11 protein-coding genes and 1 pseudogene are annotated in these 17,626 nt (G+C 61.0%); 9 read left to right on the forward strand and 3 right to left on the reverse strand.

What is annotated here, in order from left to right; genetic code table 11:
• Positions 1–4: 4 nt before the first annotated feature.
• Genes NFJ07_RS13700 through NFJ07_RS13710 form a run of 3 tightly spaced genes read right to left on the reverse strand, consistent with a single transcriptional unit; the run spans position 5 to position 4,998 of the window.
• Complete coding sequence (locus NFJ07_RS13700) at positions 5–2,500, reverse strand: glycoside hydrolase family 78 protein (RefSeq protein WP_269995111.1); 2,496 nt, start codon at positions 2,498–2,500, stop codon at positions 5–7.
• A gap of 60 nt (positions 2,501–2,560) precedes the next feature.
• Complete coding sequence (locus tag NFJ07_RS13705) at positions 2,561–3,586, reverse strand: hydroxyacid dehydrogenase (protein ID WP_269995113.1); 1,026 nt, start codon at positions 3,584–3,586, stop codon at positions 2,561–2,563.
• Positions 3,587–3,636: 50 nt separating this feature from the next.
• A complete protein-coding gene (locus NFJ07_RS13710; protein ID WP_269995116.1) occupies positions 3,637–4,998 on the reverse strand; it encodes an MFS transporter in 1,362 nt (453 codons plus the stop codon).
• Positions 4,999–5,377: 379 nt separating this feature from the next.
• Here NFJ07_RS13710 and NFJ07_RS13715 point away from each other — a divergent pair, with 379 nt between their 5' ends.
• The 9 genes and pseudogenes from NFJ07_RS13715 (at position 5,378) to NFJ07_RS13750 (ending at position 17,208) form a co-directional block, all read left to right on the forward strand.
• Positions 5,378–6,904: an ABC transporter substrate-binding protein gene (locus tag NFJ07_RS13715; protein ID WP_269995118.1), complete on the forward strand. Its 1,527-nt coding sequence runs from the start codon at positions 5,378–5,380 to the stop codon at positions 6,902–6,904.
• 74 nt (positions 6,905–6,978) lie between these two features.
• The gene (locus tag NFJ07_RS13720; protein ID WP_269995120.1) at positions 6,979–7,920 is read left to right on the forward strand and encodes an ABC transporter permease; all 942 of its coding nucleotides are present in this window, start codon (positions 6,979–6,981) and stop codon (positions 7,918–7,920) included.
• Positions 7,917–9,728 (forward strand): dipeptide/oligopeptide/nickel ABC transporter permease/ATP-binding protein, encoded by a 1,812-nt coding sequence (locus tag NFJ07_RS13725; RefSeq protein WP_269995121.1) that lies wholly within the window; start codon positions 7,917–7,919, stop codon positions 9,726–9,728. Before NFJ07_RS13720 ends, NFJ07_RS13725 begins: the two co-directional genes overlap by 4 nt.
• A complete protein-coding gene (locus tag NFJ07_RS13730; RefSeq protein WP_269995123.1) occupies positions 9,725–10,561 on the forward strand; it encodes an ATP-binding cassette domain-containing protein in 837 nt (278 codons plus the stop codon). Before NFJ07_RS13725 ends, NFJ07_RS13730 begins: the two co-directional genes overlap by 4 nt.
• Positions 10,562–10,670: 109 nt before the next feature.
• Positions 10,671–10,832, forward strand: a pseudogene (locus NFJ07_RS26040) (LacI family DNA-binding transcriptional regulator); the annotation flags it as partial.
• 63 nt (positions 10,833–10,895) lie between these two features.
• Positions 10,896–11,672, forward strand: a complete 777-nt coding sequence (locus NFJ07_RS13735) for a substrate-binding domain-containing protein (protein ID WP_269995125.1) — start codon at positions 10,896–10,898, stop codon at positions 11,670–11,672.
• Positions 11,673–11,961: 289 nt separating this feature from the next.
• Positions 11,962–14,460, forward strand: coding sequence for a glycoside hydrolase family 2 TIM barrel-domain containing protein (locus NFJ07_RS13740; protein WP_269995127.1), 2,499 nt, complete (start codon positions 11,962–11,964; stop codon positions 14,458–14,460).
• A complete protein-coding gene (locus tag NFJ07_RS13745) occupies positions 14,457–16,619 on the forward strand; it encodes a hypothetical protein (RefSeq protein ID WP_269995129.1) in 2,163 nt (720 codons plus the stop codon). The genes NFJ07_RS13740 and NFJ07_RS13745 overlap by 4 nt, the downstream gene beginning before the upstream one ends.
• 43 nt (positions 16,620–16,662) lie before the next feature.
• A complete protein-coding gene (locus tag NFJ07_RS13750; RefSeq protein WP_269995131.1) occupies positions 16,663–17,208 on the forward strand; it encodes a LacI family DNA-binding transcriptional regulator in 546 nt (181 codons plus the stop codon).
• Positions 17,209–17,626: the final 418 nt, after the last annotated feature.

Here is a 17,626-nt window from a genome sequence, read left to right on the forward strand (position 1 = left end):
TGAATCATGAATTGGCGCGGCTGAGGACATCCCGCAGGTCGCGTTCCAATTCCTTGGTGTCGGGTGCCCGCTCCACGACTGCACTGAGCGGCATGGCGGCCAGGTGCGTGGCGGCAGCGTCGAGCGGCACTCCTGGAAGGTGCTCCCGGAAGACATCCAGAACCGCTGCCCATACCTCTGCGTTGGCGAAGATCTCGCCCAGGACAGTGTCCATGGTGTATTCGATGGGTGCACCGTACTTTTCCGAAAGCGTGTAGCGCCAGGAGTGCGGCCCGGGGCCCACTTCGAGCTCGGCGTTGTCAGGGTGCAGGGGAAGGATGACGGCCGCTGAAGTGCCGGGTGGGACGGTAAGGTCGAGGCTCATCTCGTTGTCCTCGACATGCCAGGAGACTTCGACCCTCCCGCTTGGAGTCTCATGCGCGGCTTTGGCGGACGTGATGCCGCCCCCTGGCTTGGGCGCGATTTGAATTCGTGTCCATCCGGCTTCGATCCGGTTGAGCCCTCCGACAACGCGCTGCAGCCACTCACCAATGGCGCCAAGCGCGTAGTGGTTCAGTGAGGTCATTCCTGTTGCGTGCACCGTGCCGTCGGGGAGCAGAGAGTCCCAGCGCTCCCACATCGTAGTTGCACCCATCGTGACCGGATAAAGGAAAGATGGAGGGGCGGTGTTGAGCAGGAGCTTGTAGGCCTGCTCAAGATGCCCTGTGCTGCTGAGCGCGTGAGTCACGACGTGGGTTCCGGCAAAACCTGTCGAGATCGTGAAATCAGCCTTCTCGATGATCTGCGCGAGCCGATCACCGGCCTTGCACCTTTGGTCCTCATCCAGGATGCCGAACATGATGACCAGGGCATAGGCGGTCGCCGATTCATTGGTGACCCGACCGTTCCGCGACACGTACTCGTCGCGGAATGCGCCACGCACCTTCTCGTGCAAGGCGCGGAACCGGGCGGCATCGTCTTTTTCGCCAAGCAGACGTGAAGTCTCGGCCATCTCGCGGGTTGTCTTGCACAGGTAGGCTGCGGCGATGAGGTGATTATCAGTCTTTCCGTCCCATGGGCGGTCGGCGGGGGCATCCGGATCGAGCCAGTCACCGAACTGGAATCCTGTGTCCCATAGGCCTTTCACATTGAGCAGCGGCTCTACTTGCCGGACGAACGCTGTCATGGAGTCGTAGCTGCGGCGAAGTATGTCCAGGTCGCCGTACTCCTGGTACAGGGCCCAGGGGAGACTGACCGCGACGTCGCTCCACACCGCTGTGGGGCTTGACGGAACGGGGACCATATTGGCGTCCACGTACGGGACAACCCATGGAACACTGCCGGTCTCCTCCTGCTCCGCGGCCAGGTCCTGCAGCCAGGACCCAAGTACGCCACGCACGTCATAGAGGTAGGTTGCCGTTGGCGTAAAGACGTTGAGGTCCCCTGCCCAACCGAGCCTCTCGTCGCGTTGCGGGCAGTCGGTGGGCACTCCAACAAAGTTGCCGCGCATCGACCAGACAACATTCTTGTGCAGCTGGTTAACAAGCTCGTTCGAGGTCTCGAACCAGCCGGTGCGGGGCATGTCGCTATGGACCACGACTGCCGTAAAGGCGTCCTTTTCCGGTGCACCCGGCCACCCGGACACTTCGACGAAGCGGAACCCGTGGAACGTGAAGCCGGGTTCCCAGGTTTCCAGCCCGCCTCCGCCGAGCGTGTACCGGTCCGTGGTCTCGGCACCGCGGTTGGTTTCTGTCTCCAGCTCACCGTCCGGGGTAAGCACCTCGGCGTAGCGAAGCGTTACAGTGCGGCCGGCTTCGCCGGCAACGGCTAACCGGACCCAGCCGGAGACAATCTGTCCGAAGTCGACAATCGTTTTGCCTTGCGGGCTGGTCAGGATGTCGATCGGGGCGATGTCTTCAATCCGTCGGATGGGCGGCGCGGTGGGAAGTTCCAGAGTCTCCAGGTTCCAGTCAAACAGCTGCGCTGAAGCCCATCCGCCGTCGTCGAACCCTGCCTGGTGCCAGCCGTCCGGCTCCAGCCGGGCGTCGTAGGTCTCGCCTGCGTAGATGCCGTTCTTGCGGACTGCCCCCTCGCCTACCCGGAACTGCTCATCGGTGGCGATGATTTCTGTGCGGTCCCCGTATTCCAGCTCCAGCTGGGCGAAAAGTGCCGGCCTGTCGGCGTAGTTGTGGCGCTTCTTTTCCCAAGTCAGGTCTCCGACGGCCCAGCCCTCTCCCACGATGGCGCCCAAGGCATTTTGCCCTGCCACCAGCTGGTCCGTTACGTCGTAGCTGCTGACCATCACCCGGTGCCGGTATGAGGTCCAGCCTGGTGCCAGCACCTCATCGCCCACGCGGCCGCCATTTAGGTATGGCTCCACGATGCCGAGCGCAGTGATCCGCAGCGTTGCCCGCTGCAGCCGATCGTCGACGTCGAACTCCCTGCGGAAGTAGACCGCTGGGTCTCCTGCGTTGGAGGCGCTGCTGCTGCTAATGAATGAGCTTTGGGGTTCAAAAGTCATGGTGGATGTCCTTCCGACCAGAGTGGTGTTGCGTGGAGGAGTGTTCAGGGACGGTGTTCGTCAGCTGACAGGCTTGTTGCGGTATCGGGTCACCAGTTCGGGCGCGGCAATTTGCAGCCTCGAGGGCGGCAGGCCGGCTTTGAGAAGTTCCAGGTCGTCGCAGACCATGTCGCCGATGCTGTAGAAGGCCTCCGGAATTCCTCCCGCCCGGTGCGCGGAGAGGACGGTGTTTTCCTGGTTTCGGAAGGGGCTGTCTGCTGGCAACGGTTCAGTCGGCCACACGTCGACGGCGGCGAAGATCTTTCCCTGTGCGAGACGTTCCAGTAAGGCGTCATAGTCAACGACGTTGGCACGGCTGACAAGAATCAGGCGCGCGCCCGGGGGCAGGAGATCAAGGGCTTCAGCGTTCACGAAATGCAGGTTTTCAGCCGTTGCCGTAGCGAAAACGAAGACGAACTGGCTTTGGGCGAGCGTTTCCTTCAGCGAGCCGGGAATCAGGTCAGCATCCTCGAGAACTGAGGTAGGCAGCCAGGGGTCGTAGACTCGGATGGTGTTGTTGAAGGGCTTCAAGAGGCGATGCAGCGCACGGCCGAGGTTGCCGTAGCCGACAAAGCCAACATTCGCTTTGCGGAGAAGAACGGAATCGTGGTTGCTTCCGGCCACCCACCGCTCCGTACCCTCTCGCATTGCGCGGTCTTCGCGGCTGATGCCCCGAGCGAGGTCCAGGGCCAGGCCCAGAGTGTATTCGGCTACGGCCTGGGAATAGGCCGGTCCGCAGCCAAGCACGCGGATTCCCTGCCGGAACGCTGCAGCATAATCGACGTTGGGGAAGAAGTTCCCTTCCACGTTGATGATGGCCTTGAGGTTTTCCGCTACCTTTATGGTGTCTGCCGGCAGTTCGGGATGTCCCACAATGGCGAAGACGTCCGGCAGGGCTGCCCGGAATGATCCCCCGGACGGTGTGGCCTCGAGGTCCAGAACATCGAATTCCTCGTTGAGGCGAGCCAGTGTTTCTTCCCGGAAAATCCGATCGCGCAACTGGGGGGCGGGTTGGAGGATTACTAGCGGTTTGGGTGTTTGAGGCATTGCTTTCCCTTGTTGCGGTTACTGTCGGAGGGTCGGCGGGCGGTAGGGGGTTAGCGGACGGCCTTCACCCGCAGGATGACGAGTCCGCCAAGAATGGTGAAAACGGCGCCGGCGATGTAGAGAAGGGGGTAATTCTTCTCCATCGCTGCCGAGGTACCAAGGGCCAGTATCAGCGATGCAACGATAGGGGCCAGGGCCTGCGGAATGGTCGTTGCGAACTGAGTGATGCTGACGAACCGGCCTGCATCTGTTTCACGCTCGGGCAGTACATCCAGCAGCAGGGCCTGATCCACCGCGGAGAAGATACCGATACCCAGGTTGGTGAGAAAGGATCCCGCGATCAGGAAGGGCATGTCGGGAGCGAAGGCCATGATGACGGCGCCGAGGGCGAACAGTGCGCCGCCGGCGAGCACGAACGGCTTCCGCCGCTGCAACTTGTCTGAGACGAAACCACTGGCGAGAGCGCCGCCCATGGTGCCGACAATACCTACCAGCCCGACGATGGCCACGATGCCGCCGACCTCAGTGACAGGCAGGCCCAGCCGGGAAGCAAAAAAGAACGCGGTGTAGGTGGTGTTGAGCGTGAGGCCAAAGTAGAACAGGAACCGTCCCAGCCAGTTCCAGGAGAAATCCGGGTGGCGGCGCGGGTTGAATAGGTATTTCGATACAACGGTCTTGACCGTGAGGGGCTGGTCGAAGGTATTGTGGCGGCTGTCGTCCTCATGTACGAGGATCACAAACAGCAGCACCAATACCAGTGCGACGGCGCCCGGAATCAGGAACAGCAGCAAGGACTGGGACGCCAGCGTTCCGCCGATGATGGCGCCAAAGACAGGTGCGGCCATGGAGGCGAAACCTGTCAAGCCTGCGACCTTGCCGCGCTGGAACTCAGGGAGCTGGTCAGCCTGAATGGTGGTGAGGTTGTTCAGGACCTGGCTGAAGCCGATCTGGGCGATGATCCAGCCGATGCCGAGGACCAGGATCGATGGGGCTGTTCCCATGGTAGCCAGTGCCACCAGCCCTAGGAGGGTCCCACCGATCAGCCAGGGACGGCGACGGCCCCACCGGGTGCGGGTGCGGTCGCTGAGTTGACCGCCGAGGGGGCCAAAGATCAGTGCTGCCACCGAACCTGCACCAAGGATGAAGCCGAGGTACTCCTCGTTGTCAGGAGCCAGGTCTTTGACCCGGATGGCCAGAGAGATGGCGATGGGTGTAACAAAGGCGATGTATGCGCCGAATACGGCCAGGACCAGCAGCAGAATCCACCGGCCACTGACCCGGGGAAGACCCCTGCCGTCGTTGTCCGAGCCAAGGGCTGCCGTCAGTTCCTCTGCTTCTACTTCACTCACTGCCCCGGCAAGCGGGAACGCCGTACTGAGGGGAAGTGAATTGTGAGTGTTGGGCTCACTCATTAGGGGGACTCCTTTGTCGTGCCGGGGGGTATTCAGGGTCAGCGCCTCTCAGCAAAGCTGGGATGCAGTCGTGATCTTCCACGACCGGGAACTGCCTTTGAAACGTTTCGGCAAAATGTCTTCCCTAAAAGATAGAACCGCAAGTATCACGTGTCAATAGAAGTGGGGGTTTCGTTGCAGCCATCAGAGGAGAGCCCCGCTGCCCCCTATTTACATTGATCAATTTTGCCACTAGCTTAGTGACGCGTGATACCGTACGCTCCATATCACGTGATACTAGATGTGATGTGGCTCATGCTCGAGTTGTGGTTGTTGGCGCTCGAGTCATAGACCCACTCCAACGCCCACACGTTCCCGCCCCAAGACAAGGAAGTCATCAGTGCAAAAAATTCTTAGAAAACTCGCAGCGGTAGCCACCGTTGCGACGACCGTGCTGGCTCTGGCCAGTTGCAGCCCTGGCTCCCAGGCCGGCGGTGAAGAACCCCAGAACCTGACCCTTCATTTGGCTGCTGCTTCCCCGCCCGGAAACTTCACGATCGGCAACTGGACCGGCGGGGACGCAACACTTTTCCTGTCCGTGTATGACACTGTGATTCACCAGACTTTGGACGGGAAGCTTGAAGGTGGAGTCGCCAAGAAGTGGGAGTACTCGGATGACAAGAAGACCCTAACGTTGTCAATCAGGGATGGCATGAAGTTCACCGACCGCACCCCGGTTAATGCCGAGGCTGTTGTTGCGTCGCTCAGGGCGGCCATGGCAGGGGCCTCAACGAAGGCTAACCTGACCTCGATCGCATCAGTGGAAGCTACGGACAGTTCCACGGTGAAGGTCAGCTTGTCTCGGCCCGACGCTTCTCTAGTCCCGGTGCTAGCAAGTGTCGCCGGTGCCGTCGGAGCCCCCGCAGTACTCACCGCTGAGAGTTCAAAGCTGGAGCCCGTAGGTTCCGGTGCCTACGTCCTCGACAAGGCAAAGACGACAGCTGGTTCGGTCTACACGCTGACCAAGAACCCGGACTACTGGGACGCAGGGGCGTACCCCTATGGGACTGTTGAAACCAAGATTATCGCCGATGCAACGGCCGTGCAGAATGCGATGCTGAGCGGCCAGCTCGACGCAACTTCTGTCTCAAGCGCAGAAGAAGCAAAACAATACCCCGAAAGCCAGTTCTCCAGCGGCCCCACTCCCCCCGCTGCCGTCGGTGGGTTGTTCATCGTCGACCGTGCGGGAAGCGTCGTGCCGGCTCTGGCCGATGTCCGCGTGCGTAAGGCCATTAACCTTGCTATCGATCGCGAGTCGATTCAGAAGAAGCTCATTGGCGCCGAACGGGGCGCGACGAATCAGATGGTCAGCCCCAGTGGAGAGACTTTCGACAAGGACCTCCTGAGCGCGTACCCGTTTGACGTAGATAAGGCCAAGTCCCTCATGGCGGAGGCAGGATACGCCAACGGATTTGCAGTGACGATGCCGAGCACCCCTATCTCTCTGCGTTTCGAATCCGTGCTATCCCAGCAGCTCGGTGCCATCGGCATTAAGGTGAAGTGGGAATCGGTACCGTTCCAGGACTTCTACGCCAAGGTCCTTGGCCGGTCGTATGGCATGTTCTTCATGTTCAACGGTCTGAGTGGGTCCGACGCGCTGGATCTGAACAATAACCTCACAGGTGTCTTCAATCCGTTCAATGCGACAACACCGGAGCTTGACGCTCTTCGTGCAGCGGCGGACGCCGCCCCTGACGCGAAGCAGGTCAGCGCATTCAAGGCGATCAACAAGTACCTCGTTGAGCAGGCATTTTACGCGCCGATCATCGCAGGTGAGGGTGTCTACGTGGTCAAGAAGGGCATCGAATTCACGCCGCCGGTCGCACGAGGACAGAACGTCCTCCCTTTCAAGCCTGTTTCCAAATAGTCCGCACCGCTATTAGTTAGAGACTACTGATGCTGTGCGGGCGAGGCCCCGCACAGCATCACAAGGAGTATCCTGTGATCCCATTTCTTCTCCGCCGCGTCGGCGCCGGACTTGTCCTCATCACCGTCGTTACCGCCATCACGTTTTTCCTGACCTACGGCGCAAACATTCCGGTTGCCCGCAATATCCTCGGCCCTGCAGCGTCCCAGGAACAAATTGACATCCTCAACGGGCAGCTGGGCTTGAACCGTCCCATCCTGGAACAGTATTTCGCCTGGATTGCAGGCGTTTTGCAGGGAGATCTGGGCAGGTCATACTACACCAGCGAGCCCGTTGTGCACGCGTTGGCCAGCCGTCTCCCCGTTACTCTTTCCGTTGTGCTTCTCTCGGCTGCCATTACGTTGACTGTCAGTATCTGGCTGGGCGTTGTCGGCGCCGCTCGGGGCGGCGTTGTTGACGCTATCTTGCAGGGAATCTCGACCATCACTTTCGTCTTCCCCGCGATCATTCTGGCCATTGCCATGGTCTACGTTTTCGCCATCTCGCTGAAACTGGTTCCGGCGGTAGGTTATACGTCGTTTGATCATTCACCCGGGCAGTGGTTCGCATCAGTGATTCTGCCCGCGATCATCCTCTCCATCGGAGGCATCGCGGCTCTCGCAGCCCAGATCCGGGGCTCGCTGGTCGACGAACTGAGCAAGGATTACGTCCGGACACTGCGCAGCCGCGGAGTATCGGAAAGGTCCATTCTCCTCAAGCACGCTCTGCGCAATGCGTCCGGGCCAGGATTCACAACGTTTTCGCTTCAGTTCATCTCACTGTTTGGAGCCTCCCTGTTCATCGAGAAAATCTTTGCCCTGCCCGGCTACGGCACCTACGGCTTCAACGCGACCATGCAGTTCGACCTGCCCGCCATGCTCGGTGTAACGCTTTTTGGCGTCGGCCTCGTTGTCGTCATGAATCTCGTCATCGATATAGCCAGCGGGTGGCTCAACCCGAAAGTCAGGATGTCATGACCACACCCTCCATCGGCCAGACCACAGACGTAGGTGCCGCCAACGCCCCCAAACGGATAGGTGCCTTCCGTCGCATTATCAGCACCCCGCTCGGGCTATTCTCAGTCATCATTCTCCTCAGCATCGTCATGCTGGGCATACTGGAACCGGTGCTGCGAGGCCATGATCCGAACACCGCCGAACTTTCAGCCATTAACGCGCCCCCGGGAACTCCGGGTTATTTCCTTGGCGCGGACCAGAACGGCCGCGACATCTGGTCCCGCGTTCTTGCCTCCATCAACGTTTCTGTAATCTCCGCACTGATCGGCTCCGGCGTCGCAGTGGCCATCGGCAGCATATTTGGCCTGATTTCCGGCTATATCGGAAAGCGTCTGGACGGCGTGCTGGCCTGGCTATTCAGCCTCCTCATGACATTTCCCGCCATGATCCTGATCATGGTGCTGCAGCCCATCACGGGCGGGACGTATCAGACCATGATGGCGCTCTTTGGCATCTTCATATCGCCGGGCATCTTCTGGCTGGTAAGAAACCTCGTCATCGGAGTCAAGAATGAGCTGTACGTCGACGCCGCCAAAGTCTCTGGACTATCGAATCGGCGGATCCTGTCCCGGCACGTGCTGTACGTGGTACGAGGCCCGATCATCATTTCAGCGGCATTCATGGCCACCGCCGCCATCGGCATTCAGGCCGGTCTCGCTTTCCTTGGCTTCGGCTCAGGTCAGGACGCGAACTTCGGGACAATGACCGGCGACGCGTTCCTGAACATCTATAGGGCACCCCTTCAGCTCCTCTGGCCTTCCCTGTTCCTTGCCCTGATGAACGCAGCGCTTGTCCTGCTCGGCAATGCATACCGGGACGCACTCGCTGGGCCGCAGGCGGTGGCGCCCCGCCAAAAGAAGAAGCAATCCGCGGCCAAACTTGAAGTCACTAAGCCTCTGGAGGCGCACCCGCAGTCAGCGGAGGTTTCGGCTTCGGCTCGTGCGGAGTTGCTTTCGGTGCGCAATCTTCGCGTCTCCTACCCGAATTTGGATGGGACCCGCAAGGAGGTTGTAAAGGGAACGTCCCTGTTCATCCGTCCCGGCGAGATCGTGGGTCTTGTCGGGGAATCGGGGTCCGGCAAATCGCAGACCGCTTTCTCAATTTTGGGGCTCCTTCCCAAACAAGCCGAAGTTTCCGCCGATGTGATGAACCTCGCCGGCGATTCACTCCTCCAGCAGGATGGGAAGCTGTTGCGGCGCATGCGTGGCAGCGTCATCTCCTACATTCCACAGGAACCGATGTCGAACCTGGACCCGTCCTTCACCATCGGCAGCCAACTGGTCGAAGGGCTCAGAGCATCGATGTCCAAGAAGGAAGCCAAGGAAACAGCACTGGCCCTGCTGGCCCGTGTCGGAATCACGGACCCGGAGCGCACCTTCAAGTCCTACCCGCACCAAATATCCGGAGGGATGGCTCAGCGGGTACTCATCGCCGGTGCAGTTGCGCCGAGGCCTAAACTGCTGATTGCCGACGAACCCACCACCGCTCTCGATGTGACCGTGCAGGCGGAAATCCTCGACCTGCTCCGCGATCTCCAGGGTGAGCTTGGCATGGGGGTCCTCCTTGTCACACACAACTTCGGGGTGGTCGCCGACCTTTGCGACAGGGTCCTCGTAATGCGTGACGGTGAGATTGTCGAGGGAGGGCATGTCAGGACCATCTTCCGTAACCCCTCCCACCCCTACACACAGGAACTGATCTCTTCGATCCTGGACGAGGCTACTGTCCGGACCGATCCTGAACTGGTCGGCGTTAAGGAACATAAGTGAACCCTTTATTACAAGTATCGAAGCTGCGGCTGAGCTATCCGGGACGAGGGTTCAGGTCTGCTGCCCCGGAAGTGCTCCGAGGCGTCTCCCTGGACATAGCCCCTGGAGAGACAGTCGGGCTAGTGGGAGAGTCCGGGTCTGGCAAGACCACCCTTGGGCGAGCTGTGCTCGGCCTGGCCGCCCCCACTTCAGGGTCAATCACCTTTGACGGAAACGACATCACAGCAGCCAGCCAGCGAGAGCGCCGGAAACTCGCCCGCGATATCCAGGTTGTGTTCCAGGACCCCTACACCTCACTGAACCCTGCACTCCAAATAGCGGACATCCTCTCCGAACCCCTGATCGCTCAGGGGCAGAAGCCGGCCGATGCTCGACGATCAGTAACGGCCCTCCTCGACAAGGTGGGACTACCGGCCGATTCAGCTGCCCGCTATCCACGAGAATTCAGCGGGGGGCAACGGCAGCGCATAGCCATTGCGCGTGCGCTAGCGTTGCAGCCCCGGCTGATCGTCTGCGACGAGCCCGTTTCAGCACTGGACCTTACTACCCAGGCCCGGATTCTAGACCTCCTCATCGATCTGCAGCGCGAAACCGGGGTTGCCTACCTGTTCATCACCCACGACCTCTCCGTCGTGCGCCATATCAGCCACCGTATAGCCGTAATGTTCCGCGGTGAGCTGGTCGAAACAGGTCCGACAGCGCAGGTTACCGAGGAGCCGGAGAGCAACTACACTCGCAGACTTGTGCTGGCCTCGCCCACCGCCGACCCCGATCGGCAGCGTCAACGCCGGGAGGCCAGACGAATGCTCAGCCACAGCGCTTCCACCACGTGACGGCCGGCATCAGCGGGCGGAGCCGCGGGCCTCAGGCGAACTGGACGGGGCTGCGGGGCGGGGATATCCGAGTATCACGTGTCAAAGGCTTCTATGAGATGATCAAGCTGTGGTAGCGGAAACAGCACAGACGCGGCGGCCAACGAGCTTTGATGTCGCCAAGAGAGCCGGCGTGTCCCGGGCCACTGTCAGTCACATTTTGAACGGGCAGGGTTCACGTTTTCCCGAAGAAACCCGCAACCGCGTCCTAAATGCAGCCACCGAGCTGAAGTACCGGCCATCGCCGGCCGGGAGGGCGCTTGTCACAGGCCGAAGTGACGTTATCGTGGTCGTCATGCCGAACACAACGTTCGGGAGTAACCTTCAGGACCTGGTTGATGAAATCACCAGACTCGCAGACATTCACGGGCTGAGCGTTGTAGTTCGTTTTGCTGGCCGGGATTTTGCCGAGACCCTGACCGCAGTAATGAACTTCCGGCCCGTCGCGGTTGTGAATCTCGGTGGCCTGAACACTGAAGACCAGGCAACTCTGGCAGCGTCAGGCGTGGTGACCAGCCCCAGCGTTGGCTGGACCGCCGGATCTGGAGCAGACCCGAACTATCTGATCGGCCAGAAAATGGCCGAAGAACTACTTCGCGGCGGTCCACGGCCTCTCGTCTACGCTGCCCTGCTTGACGAAAGGACAGACCCTTACGGTCCTGGCCGTTTCGCCGGACTGAAAGCTGTGGCAGATGCCTCCGGGTTGCCACGGCCGGCACGAATTGAAGTTCCCCTCGACATCGTTGGCGCAACCCTGGCCCTTGCTACCGTCTCCGCGGAGGGATCATCCCTTGGAGTGGCCTGCTACAACGACGATGTCGCCATTGCTGTGCTGGCTGCAGGCCGCACACTGGGTCTGGAAACACCAAGGGACCTGGCTGTGATGGGCATGGATGCAACGGAAGTCGGTCAGCTCGTATCGCCCCGGCTGACCACGATGGAAGTTGACACCACCGCGCTGATGAGACAGATCGCTGCGGACCTTGAAGCAGTGAGCAAAAAGTCTGCCCCCACGCGCATATCTGATGGCGACCAGGATTTCCTGACCGTCATACAGGGAGAAACCACCTGATCCCGATTCCAGGACGACGGAAAGTCCTCGGGGCAAAAGCCAGCCATCCGGTCAGGCTCGATCGGAAGCCTAAAGCAATCTAGGTCGAGACCAACAGCCGATTCGGTATCACGTGTCAGTTCAGTGGCCCAGCAACGCGCGACGCTGCGGCCCCACCTGTTGACACAGGCAGGGCCGCAATGATTATCTGTTTGTGACACGTGATACCTTCCGGTTACCACGTAATAGTTTTGGCTGCCGCCGACCATCGCGATGCGCAGTCCGCCCATCGCTTACAAGGGAGAAATCGATGACCCGCACCTCGTTCAATGAAGGCTGGGCAGTCCGTCCCAAGAAAAGTCTCTTCGCTGAACTGTCCGCCCCGGCATCGCCCTCGCAACCCGTCACCCTGCCGCACGATGCACTGATCGCGCTGGAAAGGTCGGCGGACGCGGTACAAGGCTCACATACCGGCTACTTCCCGGACGGCGCTTTTGAGTACAGCAAGACCTTTGAGGTTTCCGAGGAGTACCGCGGCAAGCGCGTATCGCTGGAGTTCCAGGGCGTTTACCGGGATGCCATGGTTTACGTCAACGGCGATTTCGCCGCCCAGCGCCCGTTCGGCTATTCCACTTTCACCATCCGGTTGGACCCGTTCCTGAAATACGGGCAGCCGAACACCATCAAAGTGGATGCCCGCGTCCATGAGGATTCCCGCTGGTACACCGGCGCCGGAATCTACCGCGACACCATCCTCTCCGTCACCGAACTGGTCCACGTCGCCGCCAACGGCGTCCGGGTCACAACTCCTGACATCGACGACCGCCGCGCCGTGATCGATGTCGCCACCACGGTTGAGAACGAGGGCCTGGAGACAGCCACGGTGACCGTTACCACTGAGTTGCGCGACGCTGTCGGCAAGGTTGTGGCCCGGGGCGCGGCACCGGCGACGCTTAGGGCGGGGTCCAACGCGGTGGTCCGCCAGCGTCTCTACGTCACCGACCCTCAGGTGTGGGGCGTGGACAGGCCCTACCTCTATACGGCGAAGACTGAACTGACCGACCTTACGGAGGTCCTGCAGGAGCACGAGACCACTTTCGGCATCCGATCCCTGCAGCTTGACCCCTACCGCGGTCTGCAAATCAACGGGGAGACCGTGAAACTGCGCGGCGCCTGTATCCACCACGACAACGGCATTCTGGGCGCGGCCACCATCGGCAGGGCCGAAGAACGACGCATCGAGCTGCTCAAGGAAGCCGGCTTTAACTCCATCCGCAGCTCCCACAATCCCATCAGCCAGGCAATGCTCGACGCCTGCGATAAGCACGGCATGCTGGTCATGGACGAAACCTTCGACGTCTGGACGGACGCGAAATCCTCCTTCGACTACTCCCTGTCCTTCCCGGAATGGTGGGAACGCGACGTCGAAGCCATGGTGGCCAAGGATTTCAATCACCCCAGCGTCATCCTGTACTCCATCGGCAATGAGATCCCCGAAACCGGTAGCGGCCTCGGCTCGGACTGGGGTCGGAAGATTGCCGAGAAGATCCGCTCCATGGATGGCACCCGCTACATCACCAACGGCATTAACGGCTTCGTCTCCGCCATCACCGAGGTCTCCGAAATGATGCGCCAGCGCGCCTCAGCAGCTGACTCCGATGGGGAGGGCGAGGGCGTCAACGCCATGATGAGCCAGGCCGGCGAATTTATGAACCGCATTAGTGCCTCACCCCTGGTCACCGAGAAAACAGCCGAATCGCACGCCGTGGTGGACGTCGCCGGGATCAACTACGGAGACGGTCGCTACGTCCAGGACAAGGAACTGTTCCCCAACCGCATCATCGTGGGCACCGAAACGTTCCCCACCCACATCGACGTGAGCTGGAAGCTCGTCGAAGAGAACCCGCACGTCATCGGCGACTACACGTGGACAGGCTGGGACTACCTAGGCGAGGCGGGCATCGGCCGCGTGCACTACGCGGACGAAACCGGCGGCAAACCCAGCTTCGGCGCACCCTACCCCTGGCTACTGGCTTGGTGCGGCGACATCGACATCACCGGCTACCGCCGCCCTGCCTCCTACTACCGCGAAACCGTGTTCGGGCTCCGCCACGAGCCTTACATCGCCGTGCAGCGGCCCGAAAACCATAACCGCGAATGCAGCACCGGCCAATGGAGCTGGAGTGATTCGATCTCCAGCTGGAGCTGGGATGTTCCAGCCGGTTCTCCTGTCAGAGTGGAGGTTTACAGCGATGCCGATGAAGTGGAGCTACAGCATAACGGTCAAACCATCGGGCGCCAGCCGGCGGGCCGGGAACATAAGTTCCGTGCGGTCTTCGATCTCACGTACCATCCCGGCGAGCTCGTCGCCATCGGTTACGCCGGAGGCGTGGAGCAGGCCCGGACCGTGCTTCGTTCTGCCAATGGGCCGATCAGGCTGGTGGCGGAAGCAGACCGCGCGGAAATCAGCGCCGACCACACCGACCTCAGTCATGTCACCATCGAGTTCCGCGACACCGAAGGCAACCTGGCAACGAACGTGGAACGAACGGTCACCGTGACCGTGGAAGGAGCTGGCGTCCTTCAAGGCCTGGGCAGTGCACGTCCCGCGACGGAGGAAAGCTACCATTCACGGGGCCATACCTCTTTCGACGGCCGGCTGCTCGCCGTCGTCCGCCCCTCCGGCGCCGGAGAAATCACTGTGACCGCGACCGCCGAAGGATATGCCCCGGCCACAGTCATTCTCGAGTCCCTGCCAGCGGGCTCCCCCGTCCTGCTGCCAGCCAATACCGAAGGGGTTTTCGCATGACTCAGGCAACAGCACCCATCGACCGTCAGGCCGTCGTCGCCCGGCACGCTGTGACCCTTACGGCTGCGGACCCACAGCATGTCCTCACGGTGGGTAACGGCGACTTTGCCTACACGGCCGACATCACCGGCATGCAGACCTTCACGGACTACCATGATGCCAAGGCTGCCATGATGCGCGGCCAGGTCGCAGTGAACACTGCCACCATGAGTTCCTGGGGATGGCATGAGATGCCCAACCCGGAAGGCTACGTCCTCGACGACGCCATGTCCCGATACGACACCGCCCGAGGTCCGGTCTCCTACCCTGACCGGTACGACATGGAACAGGCCATGCGAGGTAACGTGACGGACGAAAACAAGCCAGGGGCCTGGCTTCACGCCAACCCCCAACGCATTGACCTGGGCCGGATAGGACTGCAACTGCGCAGCACCCCGGGCGGAGACATCGAAACCGATCCGGCGGCGCTCACAGGCATCCACCAAACGCTCGACTTGTGGACCGGGATCATCGAGACCTCGTTCCGGTATGCCGGGGAATTGGTCCGCGTCCAGACCGCGGCGGCGCCCGACAGCGCGCGCGTGGGCTTCCGGATCAGCTCACACCTCCTCCTTGACGGCCGGCTCACAGTATCGGTGCGGTTTCCCTACGCCTCTGAAGGGTTCTTCCAGACTTCCGACTGGGACTCCCCCGCGCGGCACACCTCCGTTTTGACCTCTGGCGGCTCCGGTAGTGCCAGCGTCCTGCGCCAACTCGACGGAACCAGCTACCGGGTAGATCTGGACACCGATGGCGCCGACATCGCGGCTTCCGCTGAGCCGCACCACTTCACCGTCACCGCCGCCCAGCCGACCCTGGAACTCGTCGCCGAGTTCCTCCCCGATCCAGCCGTTCCCCGCGAACAAGGCGCCGCCACTATGGGGTTCCCGATGGTCCGGGACGCCTCCACCCGGTCCTGGAAAGCCTTTTGGTGCTCCGGGGCCGCGCTCGACTTCCAAGGCAGCAGCGACCCCCGTGCATACGAACTCGAACGCCGCACCGTGCTCTCCCAATACCTTACGGCGGTGAATTCCGCCGGAGTAACGCCCCCGCAGGAAACCGGTCTGATCACTAACTCCTGGCAGGGAAAGTTCCACCTGGAGATGCACCTTTGGCATGCCGCGCATTTCGCTACCTGGGGCAGACCCGCACTCTTGGAACGCAGCATGCCGTGGTACCTGTCCATCCTCGACCAGGCCCGGGCGACCGCGGCGCGCCAGGGCTACCCGGGGGCGCGCTGGCCCAAGCACGTCGGTCCCGACGGCAGGGAAAGCCCGAGCCCTATCGGTTCCCTGCTGATCTGGCAACAGCCCCATCCGCTGTACCTGCTCGAACTGCTCTGGCGCGCCTCCGATGCGGACAAACAGTCCACCCTCGTCAACGACTACGCCGAACTGGTCCACGAGACCGCGACATTCATGGCTGCCTTCACTGAGGAACGAAACGGCGTCTTCCACCTTCCAGCCCCGGTTATGCCGGCCCAGGAATTTTATGACGCGGCCACCACCGAAGACCCGACCTTTGAACTCGCCTACTGGTGGTGGGGCCTGGAGATAGCCCAACTATGGCGCGAACGTGCGGGACATGCCCGCAGGGAGGACTGGACCCAGATCCAGGACAACCTCATCCGGCCCCACAGCGACGGCGGCCGCTACACAGCCGTGGCCACAGAACCGTATCTGCGGTGCGATGACCACCCCTCGCTTCTCGCCGCGTTCGGGCTGGTCCCGCCTACGCCGCTCATCGACCCGGACCAGATGGAAAAAACACTTCTGGACGTCCTCGAAACCTGGGACTGGCCTACCGCTTGGGGCTGGGACTTCCCCGTCATGGCGATGACAGCAGCACGCCTCGGTAACCCTGACCTGGCTATCGACTGCCTTCTCAAAGACGAAGCCAAAAACCAACTCTCTCCCGTGGGCCACAACCCCCAAATGCGGGGGATTTTGCCCCTGTACCTGCCGGGCAACGGCTCCCTACTCGCCGCTGTTTCCCTCATCGCCGCCGGCTCTGACACATCCCCGGGCGGTTTCCCAGAAACCGGCTGGACAGTCAAAGCAGAAGGCTTTATCCCATGGCCTTCCACCGAGCAAGCAGTGCGGCGTTCATCAGCGCGGTAGGCAGTCCCCAATTTCTGGGTTTACGAAGCAGAGAGAGCAGTCAGTGAATGTGATCAAGGAGTTCGGTGACACAGGAAAAAGGCCAAAGAACCCAGCCGGTTCGGTGGTGAAAATGCGCGGTATCGCTATTACGGCAGGTGTATCTATCAGTACCGTCTCAAAGGTCAACAACCGTCGACACTTGGCGGCGGGAACGAGGAACCGGGTTCCGGGAGTCGTCGGGGAACCGGATTGTCCTTCCGATCCAGATGCTGAAGCTCCCTGTGGGCAGGGGCCCAGCGCGTCGGAAGCCGGACCAGACGCTCCCCGCCAATTCGGCATGGAAATCCAGGAGGAACCGCTGGAAACTCCCGATGGCGTCCTTGCCTCTCCGTCCTCCCCCAAAGGATTGGATCCCGAGATTCTGGAATCCGGAAGGCATGTGAGTTTCCGGATTGGCCCAGAAACTCTGAGCGGAACCGTCGACGCCGTGATGCGAGATAAATCCTGTTTTTGGATCTGGACGGATGGCGGAATGGGGCGACGCATGATCGATACAAAGGAGGCAGCGGCCGTCGAGTGCGAAACCAATGCCTGGAACCTACCCTGAACCCTTGCGTGCTTGCCTCAGCGCGGCATCGACCCAAAGCCCTCCGTCCACACGGAAGGCCTGGGAAGGTAAGAAGCTCGGCCCAGCTGCATCCGAGCATCAGTGCCGCCTCGAGAAATCCGACACACTTCTCCCGAAAATACTTGGCTCTTTGGCCAGCCGCATCTTGCTTGCTGTGCATCTTCTGGCACATTGCCCCTCTCCCGGGAACGTAACGACGTTTCCTCGCATCAAACGAAAGCTCCTGCTCATGCCCACCGACAAACTCGTTGCAGATTTTATAGCCGACACCCCGGCGGAGCGCGATGATGAACTGACAAAGGCCCTTTCTGTGGCCACGCTTAAAGCGGAAGCGGAGGGGAATGTTGGCATACTCGTTACCAGACACAACTTTCGCCGGTTCTCAGTTTCCCTGAGC

Origin of the sequence: Arthrobacter sp. B2a2-09, from assembly GCF_027587375.1 — a bacterium.
Lineage (GTDB): Bacteria > Actinomycetota > Actinomycetes > Actinomycetales > Micrococcaceae > Arthrobacter.